13 protein-coding genes, 1 tRNA gene and 1 riboswitch are annotated in these 17,908 nt (G+C 44.2%); of the genes, 12 read left to right on the top strand and 2 right to left on the bottom strand.

Annotated elements, in window-relative coordinates:
* The first annotated feature begins 52 nt into the window (after positions 1–52).
* Together AB4Z50_RS07485 and AB4Z50_RS07480 are read left to right on the top strand one after the other, a co-directional pair.
* Positions 53–127, top strand: a tRNA-Gly gene (locus AB4Z50_RS07485).
* Between the two features lie 81 nt (positions 128–208).
* Entirely contained in the window at positions 209–805 is a 597-nt protein-coding gene (locus AB4Z50_RS07480) for an AAA family ATPase (RefSeq protein ID WP_441877562.1), read from the top strand.
* Positions 806–843: 38 nt separating this feature from the next.
* Here the strand turns inward: AB4Z50_RS07480 and AB4Z50_RS07475 are convergent, their stop codons facing one another.
* Both AB4Z50_RS07475 and AB4Z50_RS07470 read right to left on the bottom strand, forming a co-directional pair.
* A complete protein-coding gene (locus tag AB4Z50_RS07475) occupies positions 844–2,226 on the bottom strand; it encodes a DUF5808 domain-containing protein (protein ID WP_441877559.1) in 1,383 nt (460 codons plus the stop codon).
* Positions 2,227–2,236: 10 nt separating this feature from the next.
* Complete coding sequence (locus tag AB4Z50_RS07470) at positions 2,237–2,632, bottom strand: GntR family transcriptional regulator (protein ID WP_441877556.1); 396 nt, start codon at positions 2,630–2,632, stop codon at positions 2,237–2,239.
* 196 nt (positions 2,633–2,828) lie between these two features.
* Between AB4Z50_RS07470 and AB4Z50_RS07465 the strand changes: the two genes are divergently transcribed.
* From AB4Z50_RS07465 to speD, 10 genes are all read left to right on the top strand, one after another.
* Positions 2,829–3,824 (top strand): Gfo/Idh/MocA family protein, encoded by a 996-nt coding sequence (locus AB4Z50_RS07465; protein ID WP_430057112.1) that lies wholly within the window; start codon positions 2,829–2,831, stop codon positions 3,822–3,824.
* A 105-nt stretch (positions 3,825–3,929) separates the two neighbouring features.
* A complete protein-coding gene (locus AB4Z50_RS07460) occupies positions 3,930–4,742 on the top strand; it encodes an NUDIX domain-containing protein (protein ID WP_441877552.1) in 813 nt (270 codons plus the stop codon).
* 23 nt (positions 4,743–4,765) lie between these two features.
* The gene (locus AB4Z50_RS07455; RefSeq protein WP_441877549.1) at positions 4,766–5,575 is read left to right on the top strand and encodes a ribose-phosphate pyrophosphokinase; all 810 of its coding nucleotides are present in this window, start codon (positions 4,766–4,768) and stop codon (positions 5,573–5,575) included.
* A gap of 1 nt (position 5,576) precedes the next feature.
* The gene (locus AB4Z50_RS07450; protein WP_441877546.1) at positions 5,577–7,061 is read left to right on the top strand and encodes a nicotinate phosphoribosyltransferase; all 1,485 of its coding nucleotides are present in this window, start codon (positions 5,577–5,579) and stop codon (positions 7,059–7,061) included.
* 333 nt (positions 7,062–7,394) lie between these two features.
* Positions 7,395–8,813 (top strand): RtcB family protein, encoded by a 1,419-nt coding sequence (locus tag AB4Z50_RS07445; RefSeq protein WP_441877543.1) that lies wholly within the window; start codon positions 7,395–7,397, stop codon positions 8,811–8,813.
* A gap of 203 nt (positions 8,814–9,016) precedes the next feature.
* Positions 9,017–9,862 (top strand): nucleotidyltransferase domain-containing protein, encoded by an 846-nt coding sequence (locus AB4Z50_RS07440; protein ID WP_441877540.1) that lies wholly within the window; start codon positions 9,017–9,019, stop codon positions 9,860–9,862.
* Between the two features lie 40 nt (positions 9,863–9,902).
* Entirely contained in the window at positions 9,903–11,168 is a 1,266-nt protein-coding gene (locus tag AB4Z50_RS07435; RefSeq protein WP_441877537.1) for a methyltransferase domain-containing protein, read from the top strand.
* A gap of 5 nt (positions 11,169–11,173) precedes the next feature.
* On the top strand, positions 11,174–13,759 hold the full coding sequence (locus AB4Z50_RS07430) for a metallophosphoesterase (RefSeq protein ID WP_441877534.1): 2,586 nt from the start codon (positions 11,174–11,176) through the stop codon (positions 13,757–13,759).
* Positions 13,760–13,875: 116 nt separating this feature from the next.
* Positions 13,876–13,961, top strand: a riboswitch (cyclic di-GMP riboswitch).
* Positions 13,962–14,045: 84 nt separating this feature from the next.
* The gene (locus tag AB4Z50_RS07425; protein ID WP_441877531.1) at positions 14,046–16,958 is read left to right on the top strand and encodes an EAL domain-containing protein; all 2,913 of its coding nucleotides are present in this window, start codon (positions 14,046–14,048) and stop codon (positions 16,956–16,958) included.
* 134 nt (positions 16,959–17,092) lie between these two features.
* Positions 17,093–17,902: an adenosylmethionine decarboxylase gene (gene speD / locus AB4Z50_RS07420; RefSeq protein ID WP_076271701.1), complete on the top strand. Its 810-nt coding sequence runs from the start codon at positions 17,093–17,095 to the stop codon at positions 17,900–17,902.
* The last annotated feature ends 6 nt before the right edge of the window (positions 17,903–17,908 follow it).

The following is a 17,908-nucleotide window of genomic DNA, read 5'->3' as shown; positions in this document are numbered from 1 at the left end:
CTTTGACTCCGTCATTCTCAGGTTCGATCCCTGAATCCCCAGCCATTTATATGCGGAAGTGGCTCAGCGGTAGAGCATCGCCTTGCCAAGGCGAGGGTCGCGGGTTCGATTCCCGTCTTCCGCTCCAATTTTACACATCCAAAACACCTTGCAATGCAGGGTGTTTTTTTGTTATGAATAAGACATTAATAATGATGAGGGGTTCGCCATGCGCAAATTAGTATTTTTTGTAGGCGGTGCAGGAGCAGGCAAGACGACATTAGCGAAAGCGCTGGCGAAGAGGCGCAGTGTGGCCATTATTGATATGGATACGGTGCTTAGGCCGGCAGCTGTTGCGCTCATGACGCAGGCAGGACTTGATCCGAATGACCGGGATTCAAGTCTCTATAAGAAACTGTGCCGCGATTTAGGCTATCGCATTACGATGGATACTGCACTTGAGAATATTGCTAATGACGGCGATATATTTGTAATCGGGCCCTTTACGAAAGAAACAGAGACCCCGGACTGGATTGAGCAGGAGCTCTTCGCAATCGGGGCCTCTTTATCAGACGTTGAGGTAAAGGTCATATTCGTTTATCTCCGTGACGATAAGGTGCATTATGAACGAATTGTGCAAAGGGGATCTATACTCGATCAGTATAAGCTGGACAACTGGAGCGAGTTTAGTCCGTCTTTAGTGAGGAGAGAGCTGAAATGGAACATTTCAGCATCCTCAGTGCTTTATTTTGACAACTCCACGCCTCTGAACGAGCAGTCTTTAGCATCTCTAGATCAATTCGTGTATGGTGGAGACGCGTTTTAATAGCACGAACATAACAGCAGTTGAGTACCGTATGAGCATTAAAGCTTACTAGCTGTTAGTTGTTCGAAAAGCTCCTTCGTTCTGGCGGCGTCTTTCTCATTAAAAATAACGGTTAAGCCGTCAAGCTGCATGGTAATGTACGGCGGTGAGTTTTTAAATACATATAGCTTGGCAGCACCCAGCTTCTCTAAGGAAAAGTTGCCACGGGCATATTCCGCTGTCGCTGTGCCATTTGTTCTAAATCCGCTTGGGAGCGTTTCTTCAAGCGTAATTCCCTTAACGTCACTTAAATTAAAGCTGTAATCATATAAAGGGTAATCGATGGACACGATGCCGTCCTCTTTAATAGTTAGAGTAGGAGCCGTATTGTCAGATTGCACAATAAAAGCAGTCAAAGGAATGACGATCACAAGGACCAGCACGATGCCGCCGTATTGAATCCATTTTCCGGCTCGGGTTGCCATATTGACCGTTGTTCCAATTCCAACACGTTTAGGAACCATGATCGTTTGATCATCCGGGTTGTAGTAAGTAGAGCCATTAATCCAGTAGTGGTCGTCATCGGCAACAATACTTTGGCCGTCTGTTTCGGCAAGGCTTTCTTCAACCGCCTGTATCTTGTTATGTACAAAAAAGATGCTGCACAGCGGCAAGAGGGATACCATGACAATACCAATCATCCACTGCGTAAAGCTCAGCGAGCTCCCCTGTGTTAAAATCATATAAGCAACAAAAGCATTAATGCTCTCAAAAACAGCAAGGCTAGGCCAAAGCATGGACCAATAACGACGTGCTGCGCGGTTAATAGCGGCGTTGATGTCGTGGTTTTTGCTGTATACCTTCGTCTTCATTTTGCCAAAGGCAGTGTAAATGACGAATAAGATCGCTGTCATCGCGAGTGAGGCAATCCCAGTCATTTTTAAGAGAACGTCGCTGTTAAACAAGGAAACGATAATTGGGACGACAGATAAAAGAGCAGGAATTAGGAACCAATAGGGAGAAACAAGCATCGATTTTTTGAGCTGCGTTACTTTGGTATCGATACGGATCACTCGTTTTTCTCCGACAAACCATTGTTTATCCCGTTTGAGAGCAGCGGCTTTATGATGGATTTTGTTGAAAGGAAGTTTGGATGTATACAAAAAAATTGCAAACCAAAGCAGCATGTAAGTAAAGGCCAGTGAAAAGTATTTATCGAGCAGGAAAAAAGGCACTAAGGTTATTAACGTAATGCCAGCATACACAAAATATGATTTTTTATATTTTTCTTGAAGCTGCTTCATTTCTGCATCCTCGAAGGCATGTGCAGGAAACGTAACGCCAAACAATATATGATTGCTTGGTAAGGCTTGCTTCAAAAAAATAACAAGAATAGTGATGTAGGCAATAGCTGCTGGAACGATTAAAATAATATTGTTCATGAAAGGTCTCCTATTCTGGCAGGGGATGATTTTTGCTCATTGCGGCTTTAAAGATGTTCGAGCAAATGTGCATAAATTGTTCTTGCTCGATACCTTTAAGACTAGCCTCAGAAATAACAAGCTTTAATTCATACTCCAGCTTTTGGCTAAAATCGGGTTGCTTGCTCCATTCGGTGCGTACCTTGGCCCCATGACGGCGATCAATAGAAATGTATCCCTCGTTTTTGAGAAGGGCATAGGCTTTGTTCACGGTCATGGCATTTACCCCTAAATCATCAGCGAGCTGTCTTACCGTTGGCAATTTCTCCCCATAATTGAGTCCGCCTACGCCAATTCCGATGACAATTTGGTTGCGGAGCTGGACGTAGATCGGTATATCACTGTTGTAGTCGAGCGTCATAATCATCGGATCACCCCTAGCAATAAAGTATCATTTGTATTAGAGATGTTAATACAGATTATACAAAATGTCAAAATGCAGCTGAATCATTTGGACAGGCAGTCCTTGGCATGGCTATAATAAACAGAAGAAGATTTTCCTCATTTCATAAAAATATAATAAGCGATTAGCCAATAAAATTATTACTCAAGGAGAGACGATTATGATCAGATTCGGCGTTATCGGTACAAACTGGATTACAGAGTCATTTATTTCTGCGGCGAGCGAGGTTGAAGATTTCAAACTAGCTGCTGTCTATTCGCGTTCGATAGAAACAGCGAGTACATTTGCGGAGAAACATAGTATTGCTGCTACATTTACGGATATCGAAGAGATGGCGGCAAGTGGACAAATTGATGCGGTATACATTGCTAGTCCAAACTCATTTCATGCCGCTCATGCGATTGCTTGTATGAAACATGGCATTCATGTGCTCTGCGAGAAGCCGATCGCTTCGAATGCGCATGAGCTGCGCCAGATGATTGCGGCTGCGAAGGAAAACGGCGTGCTGCTCATGGAGGCGTTAAAGTCGACGATGCTGCCAGGGTTTAAGGCTGTTCAAGACAACATCGACAAGCTTGGAACGATACGGCGTTATTTTGCGAGCTATTGCCAGTATTCGTCTAGGTACGATGCCTATAAGGCGGGTACGGTGCTTAATGCTTTTAATCCTGTATTCTCAAACGGAGCGCTTATGGATCTTGGCATTTATTGCGTCTACCCGCTTGTAGCCTTATTTGGCAAGCCGGATGTGATTAAAGCGACTGGTGTCATGCTGGATTCTGGCGTGGATGGGGAAGGAAGCATCGTTCTTCAGTATGAGAGCATGGATGCGGTCATCATGTATTCCAAAATTACACATTCATCGCTGCCATCGGAGATTCAAGGGGAGAACGGCAGTATCGTAATCGATAAGATCAGTGAAATAGGGAAGGTTGAAATCCAATACCGCAACGGAACAAGCGAAGATATTTCGCAGCCTTCAAATAGCAAGTCGATGTACTATGAAGCGAAGGAATTTATCGAGCTGATTAAAGCTGGACGTACGGAGTCATCCATTAACACGTTTGCAAATTCACTCGTGACGCTGGAGATTATGGATGAGGCAAGAAAGCAGATTGGACTCGTCTACCCTGCTGATGCTATAGAAACGAAATAATATAACAGGAGCGGCGTGCAGCCGCTTCTTTTTTTATATACTTATTCGTGACTAATTGYCTATTTTTCACAGCAGCCGTTGACAAAGGGATTTAATAATGTCATTATGATAATATCAAATCGAATAAATGATATGGATCGGAGTGCAGCAGCAATGGTCGAAAATGAATCCAATTACGCAGCAGATCATTACCGATCACCTGATGGCGCGCCAGCAGATATCGTCATCTTTACGATCGTAACGACTGAAAGGCAAACGCCTAAGAAGGCGCTGCCTACGAGGGAGCTGCAGGTGCTGCTGATCAAGCGGAACATATGGCCCTTTGAAGGGCAGTGGGCGCTGCCAGGCGGCTTTACGATGGAAAATGAGACGGTATATGACTGTGCTATACGCGAGCTGCAAGAAGAGACAGCGGTTGAGGACGTGCATATTGAATATTTTAACGTGTATAGCACGCCTGGCCGTGATCCAAGGGGCTGGATTATCTCGCATGCTTTTCTAGCGCTCGTAAACGAATGTACACTTGAACAAAGGGCTGCGGCTGTAGATGCATCGGATGTACAATTGTTTACAGTCGAAGAAGCGCTTCAAATGGATTTGGCGTTTGACCATAAGCAAATCTTGATCGACGCGCTGCAAGAGATTCGCAAGAAAATGCTGACTACGAAGATAGCAAAGGAGTTTCTGCCAGAGGAGTTTACGCTTAGTGAGCTGTATCAGGTAATAAAAACGGTTGTTCCTGACTTTGAGGAGAAAAATTTCATTCGCAAATTGACCTCAACGAAAAGCCGCAGCACGATTATTGAAGAGGCGACGGATACGAATGGAAATCCGAAGCAATCCAATCAATATTCGCAGCGAGCAGCGCAATTGTACCTTTTTACAAAGGAAGAGCCAAGATTGTCTATTTATAGCTGAACGCTTACGAGGAGAGTGATGTCATGCTGAAGTTTAATGGAGTAGAGCTTGGGTTAAAACAGTTTCCGAATGGGGAGACACTCATAAACGGCGATGAAATTCTAATGCATATGGCGGAATTCAACACGATCGTATGGAAATATGAGAATGATGGCGATCTGGTTAAGCTGATGTTCATCAAGAGCTATCTCGATGATCGGCGCGTTAAATGTACGTTGACCATTTATTATTTGCCGTACAGCCGAATGGATCGAGTCGAAGGTACTTCTGCTTTTACGTTAAAATATACAGCTGCCTTTATCAATAACATGAACTTTGAATCGGTAACGATTATCGAGCCGCATTCCGATGTATCGCTTGCGCTGATCGACCGCAGTATCGGCAAATATCCTACGATTCAGCTGCTTGAGCAAGTCACGAACGAAGTAGGTTTTGATTCGGAGAAGGACTATCTTTTTTTCCCAGATGCAGGGGCGCAGAAACGTTACAGCAAGGTTCAAGGCTACCAGCAGCTGGTAGGCTACAAAGCAAGAGATTTTCAGACCGGCCAAATCAAGAGTTTGGATGTCGTTGGACATACCCCGCGTGAGGGCTTTAAGGCCATCATTGTTGATGATCTTTGTTCGTATGGCGGCACGTTTATGCTTAGCGCAGAGAAGCTGAAGGCACTTGGAGCCACGCATATTTATTTACTGGTAGGACACTGCGAGCATTCGATCTATAAAGGGAAAATATTAGAAACTGATGTTATTGATAAGGTGTATACGACCGATACCATACTTCATCAAGCAGAGCATGACAAAATTCACGTATTCGCAATGGGGGGCCTATAAGATGACGCAAACATTCGTTTATCCAGCTACGCTGCTATGTGACTTTTACAAGGTGAGCCATAAAAATCAGTACCCAAAAGGAACGGAGCTCGTATATTCGACGTGGACCGCTCGCACAAGCCGACTAGATGATATTAACGAGGTTGTCGCTTTTGGCTTCCAGTCGTTTATCAAACAATATCTCATCGATTATTTTAATGAGCACTTCTTTGCAAGAACAAAGGCAGAGGTAGCGCATGAGTACAAGAGGCTCATTCAATATGCGCTTGGAGAAGCGAATCCCGATGCATCGCATATTGAGGAGCTGCACGATCTTGGATATTTGCCGATCAAGATTAAGGCGATTAAAGAAGGTGCATTAGTACCGATAAGAGTACCAATGCTGACTATTGAGAACACGAAGCCTGAATTTTTCTGGCTGACGAACTATTTGGAGACGTTGATGTCGTGCCAGCTATGGATGCCGGCTACGAGCGCTACGCTAGCTTTTGAATATCGCAAAATTTTAGAAGCCTATGCGCTGCAGACGAGCGGCGATACAGCAGGCGTACCGTTCCAAGGCCATGATTTCTCGATGCGTGGCATGGGTGCGCTTGAATCGGCGCTCGGCAGCAGCGCAGGCCATCTCCTATCGTTCACGGGAACAGATACAATACCAGCGATATTGTATTTGGAAAACTATTATAATGCGAATATAGAAAAGGAATTGGTGGGTACGTCGATTCCGGCAACCGAGCATAGCGTTATGTGCGCGCACGGGCGTGACGAGATGGCATCGTACCGCTATTTGATCAAAGAGGTATACCCAAATGGCTTCGTCTCGATCGTATCGGATACTTGGGATTTATGGAGTGTGCTTGACGTAGTCATTCGCGGCTTGAAGGATGACATTATGAGCAGGGACGGCAAGGTAGTCATTCGTCCCGACAGCGGAGATCCGGTCAAAATCATTTGCGGCGACCCGGATGGAGAGAGTGAATTCGAACGTAAAGGCGTTATTGAAATACTCTGGGATATTTTTGGCGGCACGGTTACGGAGAAGGGCTATAAGCAGCTAGATAGCCACATCGGGGCGATCTATGGGGATGCGATTACGATTTCGCGCTGCAAGGAAATTTGCGAGAAGCTGGCAGCAAAAGGTTTTGCATCGACGAATATGGTGTATGGGATCGGATCGTTCACTTACCAGTACAATACGCGGGATACATTTGGCTTCGCATTAAAATCGACGTTTACGATTGTGAATGGCGAGGAGCGCAAAATCTATAAGGACCCCAAAACAGATAATGGCGTGAAGAAGTCGCAGACAGGTCTTGTCCTCGTTACGGAGCAGGACGGGGAATTTGCCTATACTGACAATCTTAGCGCAGAGGAATATGAAGCTCGTAAAGCAGAGGATCAGCTCGAAGTAGTGTTTGAGGATGGGAAGCTAGTTCGAGATTTGACGCTGGCTGAGGTGCGCGCGAACTTATTGGCTCATTTATAAGTTATTTATCCGTGAAAATAAGATGCTCCTTCGAGCATCTTATTTTTGGTTTATTATAAATGTGTTGACAGAAGTTGGGTGATCAGATTATTATGATGTAAATCAAATGAAAGGAGGTCGATGACAATGTTCGGACTAAATTTAGAACGTAATCATGCAACTAAATATAGCAAGTCCATTTCATCGGCCTCTACGGGGCCTGTGACTATTTTCTAAAATCTTGTATGCTGCAAGCTGCAACGATTGGGAAATAAAGGCGCAAGATTAAGCCATGGACTTTTTGGGGTCCATGGCTTTTTTGTGTTCATTTGAATTTTGAGGAGATTATCGGATATGAAAGAAACGTATTATCAGCAAGTAAAGCTGCCTTCGGGGCAGGTGCATGTTTATGCAGGACCAGAGCTATTCGCGTCCTTGGATTATAAAGTGTTTGAAATGGCGAACAACAACTTACAAATACCGAATCAAGTATATATGAGCTATACGCCTGATGTGCATGTTGGCGTGGGAACCTGTATCGGTACAACAGCGGTATGGAATACGAGTGATGGCTACGTATCTCCTTCCATCGTAGGCAGTGATATCGGATGCGGGATGCGCGTACAGCTTACAAATCTGCATAAGGATGATTTGAAGGAAGTAAAGCTGCGGCGCAAGCTGGTTAAGGCTATTGAGAAATATATGCCAGTCGAGGAGCATGCAAGAGGTTACTTCTCAGATATTAGACTTGAGAATATCGTGAAGAAGGGCTTGCACGGCTTGCCGAAAAAATATATTCCTGATGCCTACACGCCGCGCAAAGCTACCTCTTTAACCCATGTGGAGAGCAGCCGCTTTGATTTTGACGAAGAGGCGCTGGATAAGTTTCCTGAAGTTGTCTGGCATCGCGCGCATCGCCAGCTCGGCACACTTGGTGGCGGCAATCATTTTGTAGAAATTCAAACGATTGAAATTGCCGAGAAAAACAGAGAAATTGCCGAAGCATGGGGGCTGTTCGACGGCCAAGTGGTCATTATGATTCATTCCGGCTCACGGGCTTGGGGAGGTGCGGTCAGTCAATATTGCAGCACGGACATTGCCAAAATGATGCGTCAGGAAGGCATAGGCACCGCTGATCCTAAGCTGCTATATGCGCCGTTATCCCATCCGCTCGGCCAAACGTATGTCAACCTCATGTACTCGGCCTTGAATTATGCGGTCGTGAATCGCCACCTGATTGCATACGCTGTCCGGGAGGCGGGCAAGGATGTGTTCGGCTCCAAATTCGAGCTGCGCACATTGTATGATCTCATGCATAACTACGCATGGGAGGAAGATCAAGATGAGCAGTCCTATTTCGTTCATCGCAAGGGTGCAACAAGAGCGCTGCCGGCAGGACATCCGGATAACCCTGAGCCGTATCGGAGCACGGGACATCCGGCGCTTATACCAGGATCGATGGGCACTGCCTCGTATATTATGGTCGGAAGCGCTGAAGGGAAAGCGAATCATTATTCCATCTGTCATGGCGCAGGACGAATCAGGTCACGGAACGCAACGAAGCAGCTCGTATCGGTAGAAGAGGTTGCTATTGCAATGCGTGTAGGCACGGATGATGAAATCGTCGTAAACCAGCGCTCTATGGAGTCGCTGGTCGATGAATCACCGCAGGCATACAAGGATGTAGATCAAATCATTGAGAGTGTAGTCAGAGCCGGGCTTGCGCAGGTCGTAGCAAAATGCAAACCGTTAGCTGCTGTCAAAGGAACCTAAATAAAGGAAAAGAAGGGGGACGAGGAGAATGTTTAACCAATATCTAGAAGTACAGTTAGTTAACGTAAATGATGAACAATCCAATTCTTTTAATTTAAGCAAAGAGAATAGCTCCACTCCTCGGACCCGTTGTTTGGTATTTGAAGGGAAGCGTGTACTGACCTCGTGTTAGCTGCATTGCTGACTATTCTTTTTCCTAGACTATGGACGATCTTGTCCATGGTCTTTTTTTTTGCAAGAAGAAGCTGAGTAAAGGAGTGTCTAGAATGACCAACATACATGAAAATATTTTGCTGGAACTGGGTAAAATCGAGCGGGAGGAACAGGTTCGCATCGTTTACGCGTGTGAATCAGGAAGCAGGGCTTGGGGTTTCCCTTCTAAGGACAGCGATTACGACGTGCGATTTATTTACGTCAGGCCGGTGGAATGGTATTTATCGATATTTGACAAAAGAGATGTAATCGAACGGCCTATAAGTGATCTTCTCGATATTAACGGCTGGGATTTGCGCAAAGCGCTTAATCTGTTTCGCAAGTCGAATCCGCCTCTGCTCGAATGGCTGCAATCACCGATTCCATACTTTACGAAATACTCAGTAGCCAAACAAATCCAAAGTGTCTCTCCGTTATCTTTCTCGCCGAAGTCGTGCATGTACCATTATCTCCATATGGCTAAAGGGAACTACCGAGAGTATCTGCAAGGCGAGCAAGTGAAAATAAAAAAGTATTTTTATGTGTTAAGGCCGATTCTTGCTTGCGGCTGGATTGCGAAGTACAACTCGATGCCTCCAAACGAATTTGATCGTTTAGTAGAGGCGCTTATTCCTGAGCAGAGCGAGCTGAGGGCTACGGTTGAACAATTGCTGCGCAGGAAAAAAGCGGGCGACGAGCTCGATTATGAGCCTAGGCTGCAAGTTATTAACTCCTATTTGGAGGAGCGAATGGTTCATTTTGAACAAATCGCACTCGAAATGGGTCAAGGGGGAACTGCGCAGGACAATCAGCTTGATGACTTGTTCCGCAGAGCATTACAAGAGGTTTGGGATTAAATAGTGTTGCTTTTAATTGATAAGTAAGGGGAAGTTAAGGATGGCTATCGTGCAAGTGAAATCGACGAACCCAAGCTTTTCGTTCGTCATTAGAAAAAACCCGGGGTCAGGCATGCTGCTGCGCGCCGTTCGCAAAGGAATGGCCTACGGCTGGTATACCGATGAAGCAACCTTCAACGTTTATTTTAAGGATGCCGACAATGAGGTTTCATACAAGCAGCATAGGCAGGACCAATTTGAGTACCTCAATGTATCGCGATATAATACGCCGCTCTTTGTACTGGGAGCGATTAATGAATTTTTTGCAGCGCCGCTTAAAGCGCAGCATTCGAGTGACACGGAGCAATACGAGCATACCTTCCATATCAATATGATTCATATTGAGCTCTTGCGTTATATTCATTTTTTTGAGAAGCATCTTACCGACTATACATTTGAAGCAGTACATCTGGCGCATAAGAGCTATTCGCTTACCATTAAGACACATAAATCGTTATATGAGCTTATGCATGTCGTTAGTGTGCTTTGTCTCTTCCTTTCGATGTTCAGCGACGAATACATCGATATTTCTGATGATGTGTTGATTAAATATGTGAAGAGTATCCAAATTATCGACGCGCCCTTTTATATACGAAGCTTGTTTGCCCGCAATTTTCTAGCTTCAAGAGACCGGTTCAAGAAATATAAAGAAGAGCTGGAGAAAACAGATCGTTATGCGGTTCAATTGGCCTTCGGCGGGACGGCTCAGCAGCGGAGAAGCTATATCGGAAGTGTGCTTCCGTTCAATAAGGCCATTCTCGATGTTGGCTGCGGAGAAGGCTTCTATGCGATTCCATTTGCATCCAAAATTGAAGACAGCTACTACGCGGTTGATATCCATGAGCCGCTGCTAGAGGTGGTAGAGCGGAAGGCGAAAGCAAAGGAACTGGACAACATCGCTACCTTTCCTTCCATTGAACATTTTCTAGAGGCTTATAACGGCGAGCAGGTGGATGTCATTTTGACCGAGGTTATTGAGCATATGAGTCTAAATGAGGCAGCTGTTCTGATACGGCAAATATGCGAACATGTTGATTTTGATTATTTTGTGCTGACAACACCTAATGCAGAGTTTAATGCTTATTATGAGCTGGAAGACTTCCGGCATGATGACCATAAATGGGAGCTTGGGCGAGCGGAATTTCAAGAGTGGCTGCTCGAAACGATTAAAGATCAATCCGTGGAAAGCCAATATGTCGCAATCGGCGATGGAGTGAACGGTATACAAACGACGCAGGGTGCGATTTTGCGGAAGAGGAGAGAGTAGCGTCAATGGAAATGAGAACGAGAGTCCATACGATTTTTATGCTGATTGGCACGACGGAATGCGGGAAAACAACCTTTGCAAATGAAGTGCTGATGCCGCAGCTGCGATTTAGGGATGACAGCAAGGGCATGAATGCGAACGTGCAATATATTTCATCCGATAGCATTAGACAAGAGCTTCTAGGCTCTGATTATGATAAATATGATCAAATCATGCTTGAAGCGAGCGATCAGGCTTTCCGCCTTTTGTTCGAGAAGCTGCGGCTGGTCACTACTTTCCCCATCAATGCGGAATTTGTTGTCGTGGATACAACAGGTTTGTCGGAGGATTTCCGGGCGAGAGTGAGGGAGGTTGCAAAGGAAAATAACTACAACCTTGAAGTCGTGCTGTTTGATTACAAGAAGCGGGATGATTATTATTCATCGGAGCGTTCGAAGAAACTGATAACGAGCCACATTAATCGTTTGCGCAAGGACGTGCTTGGTTCGCTCTCGAGGGAGAAATATAGCAAAGTTCATAAGGTGCGGGCTAAAGATTTTTATTCCCCTATGGATAAGGTTGCGAATCCGGATTATAAGATTATAATCGAGGATGCTGCTGAGTATTTGGACGTTTTTTTACCGCTGGACCAGAAGACGATTATCGTCGGTGACGTTCACGAATGTGTGGATGAGCTGAAGGCTTTGCTCGTTAGCCATGGGTTTCAACTAGAGGGCAATGTATTGGTTGAGACAGGAAAGGTCAGCGGTACAAAAGTATTGCTCGTTGGAGATTGGATCGATAAGGGAAGCCGCACTAAGGAAATCATTGATTTCCTATATACGAATCAGGATAAGTTTTTGTTTGTGCTTGGCAATCATGAAAACTTCGTCCATAAATATATGCGTGGTGAAATCAAAGGTGTGGAAGAGGAGCTGCTGCATGCCTACTTCGATTCGACTGAGGTGCTGAGAGGCGATGCTGAGCTGCTTCAGAAGTTTAATCATCTCGTATCGCTGTCGAAGCCTTTCTACAGAATGGTAGGAAAATCAGGACCATCCTATTATGTGACTCACGCGCCATGCGAGAACAAATATATTGGCAAGCTGGATGTGAATTCGATCCGTCATCAGCGCAATTTTAGACTCGACCGATCGGCGCCGATTGAAGCACAGCTTGCGTTTCTGAAGCGGGATGCAGCAGGAAACCAGCCGTATCATGTTTTTGGACATGTGGCTGCTAAACAAACATTTCGGATCAGAAATAAAATCCATTTGGATTCAGGCGCAGTTCACGGCAATCTGCTAACCTCGGTTTCTCTGTCGGTGAAGCCGACTTTCAAATCACAGAAATCGGCAATAGCCGGCATGGAAGGCGAGCTTCCTGCTCTCTTCAAAGAGGAACGCAAAGTATCGCTGCAGGAGCTGGATGATGATGAAGCCCGCAGATTGCAGTATTGCTCGCGCAATAAAATTAACTTTATTTCAGGAACCATGTCTCCTGCAGATAAGGATGAAGCGGCGGGTGAGCTGGAATCGCTGAGGAAAGGGCTGAACTATTTTATGGAGCGCGGTGTTAAAGAGGTCGTGCTGCAGCCCAAATATATGGGATCACGCTGCAATGTTTATTTGCATGCAGATATCGAGCAATGTTTTGCAGTGAGCCGCAATGGGTACAAAATAAATAAGGTTGACCTAACCGCTGTTTATGAGCGACTGCTGCAAAGATTCGGAAGCTACATGAAGGAAAACGATATATCGATGCTTCTGCTGGATGGCGAGCTTTTGCCATGGGAGGCGCTGGGAGAAGGTCTCATCGAAAAGCAGTTTAAGCCAATTGAGAAGGGGCTTGAGACAGAGCTTGCATTCCTGAAGGCGAATGGATTCGAGGAAGCGTTCGGAAAGCTTGCGCATGATTTCAAGGAAAGTGGTTTTGAAAAGGATCAGTTTCACCTTAGCAAAGGGGCTATTAATGAGAAATATGGCCTAGCCGTCTACCAAAACTTTAAACATGTTCATTCTATTCTTGAGAAAAACAGGCCAATTGATGAGCATATCAAAGCATATGAAACGTATAAGAGGCAGCTGGAGCTGTATGCCGAGGCTGGGGAGCTTGAATACAAGCCATTTTCGCTGCTCAAAATCGTATACGTAGACGGAAGCGAGCAGCTGCCAGCGTGGAAAACCTCGGAGATGTATCGTTTCCTCTCTGACGATCCATTCATCACGCTTGTTCTGTCTGATGCGGAGAGCTATGAGCTTGCAGAAAAATATTTCTACACGCTTACGGTAGACAATCATATGGAAGGTGTCGTGATTAAGCCGGAGATGCCTCAGCCGTACACGGTTCCCTATATGAAAGTGCGCAATAAGGAATACATGTCTATTATTTACGGTTATGATTATAGATTTCCGCACAAGTACAATAAGCTCATCAAGCAAAAAAATATTACGCAAAAGCTTCGTACATCATTTAACGAGTACCGGCTAGGACAGCATATGCTGGCGATTCCTTTTGCTGAAATTGCTCCAGAAAACGATGGATATCAAGCGGCTGTTGCGAATCTTTTGTTTGAGGTTGCCAAAGAGAAGGAAATAGATCCTAGATTGTAAATCATCAATATACCAAACCTCCCAAAATGGGAGGTTTTTCTACATCATTCGACCTATTATGAAATTGGTTATGGTATATATCGGAATAATATGGAATACTGGTATATGTAAAAAGTCCTAGTAAAAAGCAAAGTTGTCGAAAGACAATGACGCAAAGCCAACAGGCCTAAAGGAAATTTCCAAAGGTGGCTGGGTTGCCAAAAGGATGAGTGATAACATACCTATATCCTCTCCTTAAAAACTTCAGGTTACCGCCTACGTTATGAATAAGAGGGGATATTTAGCAATGAAACAAATGATTAAACGTTTTAATGGCAATGTTAATGTTGGTAGTTTTAATATTGTTCAAAAGTTAGCTAATTTAGGCTACTGGGAGTTTGACCATATTCGCAGAGAAGCATCCTGGTCGAATCAAATGTTCGAAATATATGGTATGAAATCTGATTTCTCGATGACGATTGAACAATTTTTTGAGTTCGTGCATCCCGAAGATCGTGAGCGCGTTAATGAGCAGTTCCACCTTGCAATTGAATCAAAAAAGGAAAGCGTTTCCGAGTACAGAATCGTTCGTCAGGGCGGTGAAGTTAGACATGTGGTGGAAAACATTACGTTCATACGGAATGCCGAAAACGAGATATTGTTGACGATAGGCATGATTCAGGATGTTACGGAAAATAAAAAAATACAGCATCGCCTCACACTAGAAGAGCAGCTTTATAAATCGATATTTGAAAACAATCCTGATGCTGTCTTTTCTTTAGACGCACAAGGGCGTTTTTTGTCATGCAATTCAGTGCTTGAGCAACTTTTTGGATATACGAAAGAGGAAATTATTAATGATAGTTTTCATAAATTTGTAGATGCCGCAGCGCTGGATAAAACGATTCAATATTTTGAGCAAACGGTCAAGACGCTGAATCCTCAAAACTATGATACGACAGGCATTACGAGAACAGGGCAAACGGTCGAATTTAATGTGACCAATATTCCAATCATTATTAATAAAAAGCTTATCGGTGTCTACGGCATTGCCAAGGATATTACGCAGCAAAAAATGATTGAGCAGTCGTTGACTGAGACCGAATTAAAATACCGCAGTATTGTCGAGCAATCCATTGTCGGTATTTTTGTCGCGCAGAAAAACAACTTCGTTTATTCAAATGATCAGCTCAATAAAATGTTCGGTTATGACTCCTTGATCGGTATGGATATTATACAGACGATTCATCCCTCAGACCGTGAAGCCGTCGTTAATCAGCTAACGAAGTTACAGGAGGGGCAGTCTTTATCTAATTTCTGCCACAGAGCCATTAAACAAGATGGGACGAATATTCATTGCGAAGTGCACTATAATCAAGTGTCAAATATGGGTGAGCAAGCGATCGTTGGCGTAGTCCTTGATATTACGGATCGAAGCAAGGCTGAGGAATTAAATCAATATTTGGCTTACCACGATTATTTAACGGAGATGCCAAATCGCAGAATGTTTGAAGACCAGCTAGATAAGCAGCTAAGGGTAAGCGAGTATTTTAAGCAGAGGCTGGCGATCATGCTGATTGACGTGGATCGTTTCAAATATGTAAATGATACGCTGGGGCATCCGATTGGGGATGAGCTGCTGAAACAAATCGCCTTCCGATTGATGAGCAATTTACGTGATGGCCAAACCGTATTCCGACTTGGCGGAGACGAATTTGCAATTATTATAGCTGATGTAAAGCAGCAAAACGAAATTAAGGATATGGCAGCTACTATTATTAGGCTTATCAATGAGCAATTTTTGATAGAAGGATATGAGCTGAATGTAACTGCAAGTATTGGAATCAGTCAATCGCCTGGCGATGGGAGCTCGGTGGAGCAGTTGATGAAAAATGCGAATGCGGCTCTTTATCATGCGAAGTCCAGAGGCAGCAACCAATCACAGTGCTATTCCGCTTCTTTAAATGTGCAATCATTCAAATTATTTTCACTCAGCAATGATTTGCGTAAAGCGCAGGAAAGAGGAGAGCTGTTCCTTCATTATATGCCTCGCGTACATTCGCAAACGATGGAAATTGTTGGCGTTGAGGCGCTGCTGCGCTGGAATCATCCGGATTGGGGATTGGTTGCTCCGTCTGAATTCATACCGATCGCAGAGGAAACGGGGCTTATTGTATCGATAGGAGAATGGGTGCTTCGCGAAGCCTGTATGCAGCATAAACGGTGGCAGAGCTTAGGCCTGCCTTCGGTTACGCTGTCGGTTAACTTTTCGGTGCAGCAGCTTCTTCAGCAAAATATATTGCATACCATCGATCAGATCATCGAGGAGACAGGAATTTCCCAAGATCGATTGGAAATTGAAATAACGGAAAGCTCCTTTATTAGCAATGAGAATGCGGTGACTGAATTGCTGCTGGAGCTGAAGAAAAGAAAAATCAAAGTATCGCTTGATGATTTTGGAACCGGCTATTCCTCTCTTTATTTATTGAAGCGCTTGGCACTCGATACGATCAAAATTGATCGGTCATTTATCGAGGAGTTGATGACGGATCGTAGAAATAAAAGCATTATTGAATGCATTATTCAATTGGCTGGCGAACTGGGCATGCAGGTGGTGGCCGAAGGTGTTGAAACGAAGGAGCAGTTCAACTATTTACGCGAGCAGCGATGCGATGAAATCCAAGGTTATTATTTCAGTCGTCCAGTAGAGCCGGACAGCATCGTACAACTTTTGAGCCGAAGATCTTGTAAAGAGCCTGCTTTATTTATGCCAAGTAAAGAGGTGCTCGTTAATCGGAGAAAAAGCTTTCGAATCGATTTGAAGCATTGTCTATTGGCAGAGATGACCATTACGATGTTCAAAGGTAGCAGTGTGAAGCTTGGGAGTACAGAGGTGTTTGTTCGAAACATCGGACCAGGCGGGCTCCGGTTTATTGTTGGTGTGAAGTTGCCCGTTAACAGCGATATTCTCTTGATGTTTAAGACGAAAATTCTTAATCAAATGTATGTGCTATTCGGATTTATCGTCTGGTACAATGAACTGGGCAAAGACATTTATGAATATGGTGTGCAATTTCAATTAAAAGAAAAGCAGCAGGATGAGCTCGTCAATACGCTTAATTTCCTAGCCATTAAGCAGCGTGATGGCATGCTTCCTCAAACACAGGTGTATGTGGGAGATCCGATACTCCGGATTAAGGAATTGAAAAAACATAATTAAAAATGAGATGGAAAAAGCATTTTACATTCGGTAAAACCGGGGCGTGAAATGCTTTTTTTGTGCAACATAAAAGTTTTGCCGCATCGGTCTTTGGGTAAAAGGAAATAGTAGTTATTGAAAAGGAGGATGTGCGCTTGAAACTTACACCGGAACAAAGAATTCAGCTGCATGGCTTTAATAATTTAACGAAGTCACTCAGCTTCAATATGTATGATGTGTGTTATACAAGAACGAAAGAAGAGCGTGAAGCATATATCGCCTATATAGACGAACAATATAATTCGGATAGGCTGACGAATATTTTGGAAACGGTATCGGATATTATTGGAGCGCATGTGCTTAATATTGCAAAGCAGGATTATGAGCCGCAGGGTGCCAGCGTTACTTTGCTCGTATCGGAAGGGCCGGTAATTGGCGGACCCAATGAGTCGTTTGAAGAATCGCCGGGTCCCTTGCCTGATTCCGTAGTGATGCATTTGGATAAAAGCCATATAACGGTTCATACGTATCCGGAGTATCATCCGAACGAAGGGATAAGCACGTTCCGCGCAGATATTGATGTATCGACCTGCGGCGAGATCTCACCGCTTAAAGCGCTGAACTATCTGATCCATTCATTTGATACCGATATTATGACACTGGATTATCGTGTGAGAGGTTTCACGCGCGACATTAATGGTTATAAACTTTTTATTGATCATGATATTAACTCGATTCAGAACTACATACCGAAGAAGGAATCTCTTTTGTATGACATGATCGACGTTAATATTTATCAAGAAAATGTGTTTCATACCAAATGCAAGCTGAAGCAATTTGATTTGAACAACTATTTGTTCGGCTATACGAAGGATTCGTTGTCAACCATAGAGCAAGAGGAAATTACGAGAAGATTAAAGACCGAGATGGATGAAATCTTTTATGGAAAAAATATAAGGAGCTGATTTTCT

Origin of the sequence: Paenibacillus sp. 2TAB26, assembly GCF_052115145.1 — a bacterium.
GTDB lineage: Bacteria > Bacillota > Bacilli > Paenibacillales > Paenibacillaceae > Pristimantibacillus.
The sequence above is the reverse complement of the archived record's forward strand: the minus strand, read 5'-3'. Positions and strand labels throughout refer to the sequence as shown.

What these genes read in the sequence shown, in the direction of transcription:
- AB4Z50_RS07480 (WP_441877562.1), top strand. Translation starts at nt 209, where the DNA reads ATGCGCAAATTAGTATTTTTTGTAGGCGGTGCAGGAGCAGGCAAGACG.
- AB4Z50_RS07430 (WP_441877534.1), top strand. Translation starts at nt 11,174, where the DNA reads ATGGAAATGAGAACGAGAGTCCATACGATTTTTATGCTGATTGGCACG.
- AB4Z50_RS07425 (WP_441877531.1), top strand. Translation starts at nt 14,046, where the DNA reads ATGAAACAAATGATTAAACGTTTTAATGGCAATGTTAATGTTGGTAGT.
- AB4Z50_RS07470 (WP_441877556.1), bottom strand. Translation starts at nt 2,632, where the DNA reads ATGATTATGACGCTCGACTACAACAGTGATATACCGATCTACGTCCAG.
- AB4Z50_RS07475 (WP_441877559.1), bottom strand. Translation starts at nt 2,226, where the DNA reads ATGAACAATATTATTTTAATCGTTCCAGCAGCTATTGCCTACATCACT.
- AB4Z50_RS07440 (WP_441877540.1), top strand. Translation starts at nt 9,017, where the DNA reads ATGGACGATCTTGTCCATGGTCTTTTTTTTTGCAAGAAGAAGCTGAGT.
- AB4Z50_RS07445 (WP_441877543.1), top strand. Translation starts at nt 7,395, where the DNA reads ATGAAAGAAACGTATTATCAGCAAGTAAAGCTGCCTTCGGGGCAGGTG.
- AB4Z50_RS07435 (WP_441877537.1), top strand. Translation starts at nt 9,903, where the DNA reads ATGGCTATCGTGCAAGTGAAATCGACGAACCCAAGCTTTTCGTTCGTC.
- AB4Z50_RS07450 (WP_441877546.1), top strand. Translation starts at nt 5,577, where the DNA reads ATGACGCAAACATTCGTTTATCCAGCTACGCTGCTATGTGACTTTTAC.
- AB4Z50_RS07460 (WP_441877552.1), top strand. Translation starts at nt 3,930, where the DNA reads ATGATAATATCAAATCGAATAAATGATATGGATCGGAGTGCAGCAGCA.
- AB4Z50_RS07465 (WP_430057112.1), top strand. Translation starts at nt 2,829, where the DNA reads ATGATCAGATTCGGCGTTATCGGTACAAACTGGATTACAGAGTCATTT.
- AB4Z50_RS07455 (WP_441877549.1), top strand. Translation starts at nt 4,766, where the DNA reads ATGCTGAAGTTTAATGGAGTAGAGCTTGGGTTAAAACAGTTTCCGAAT.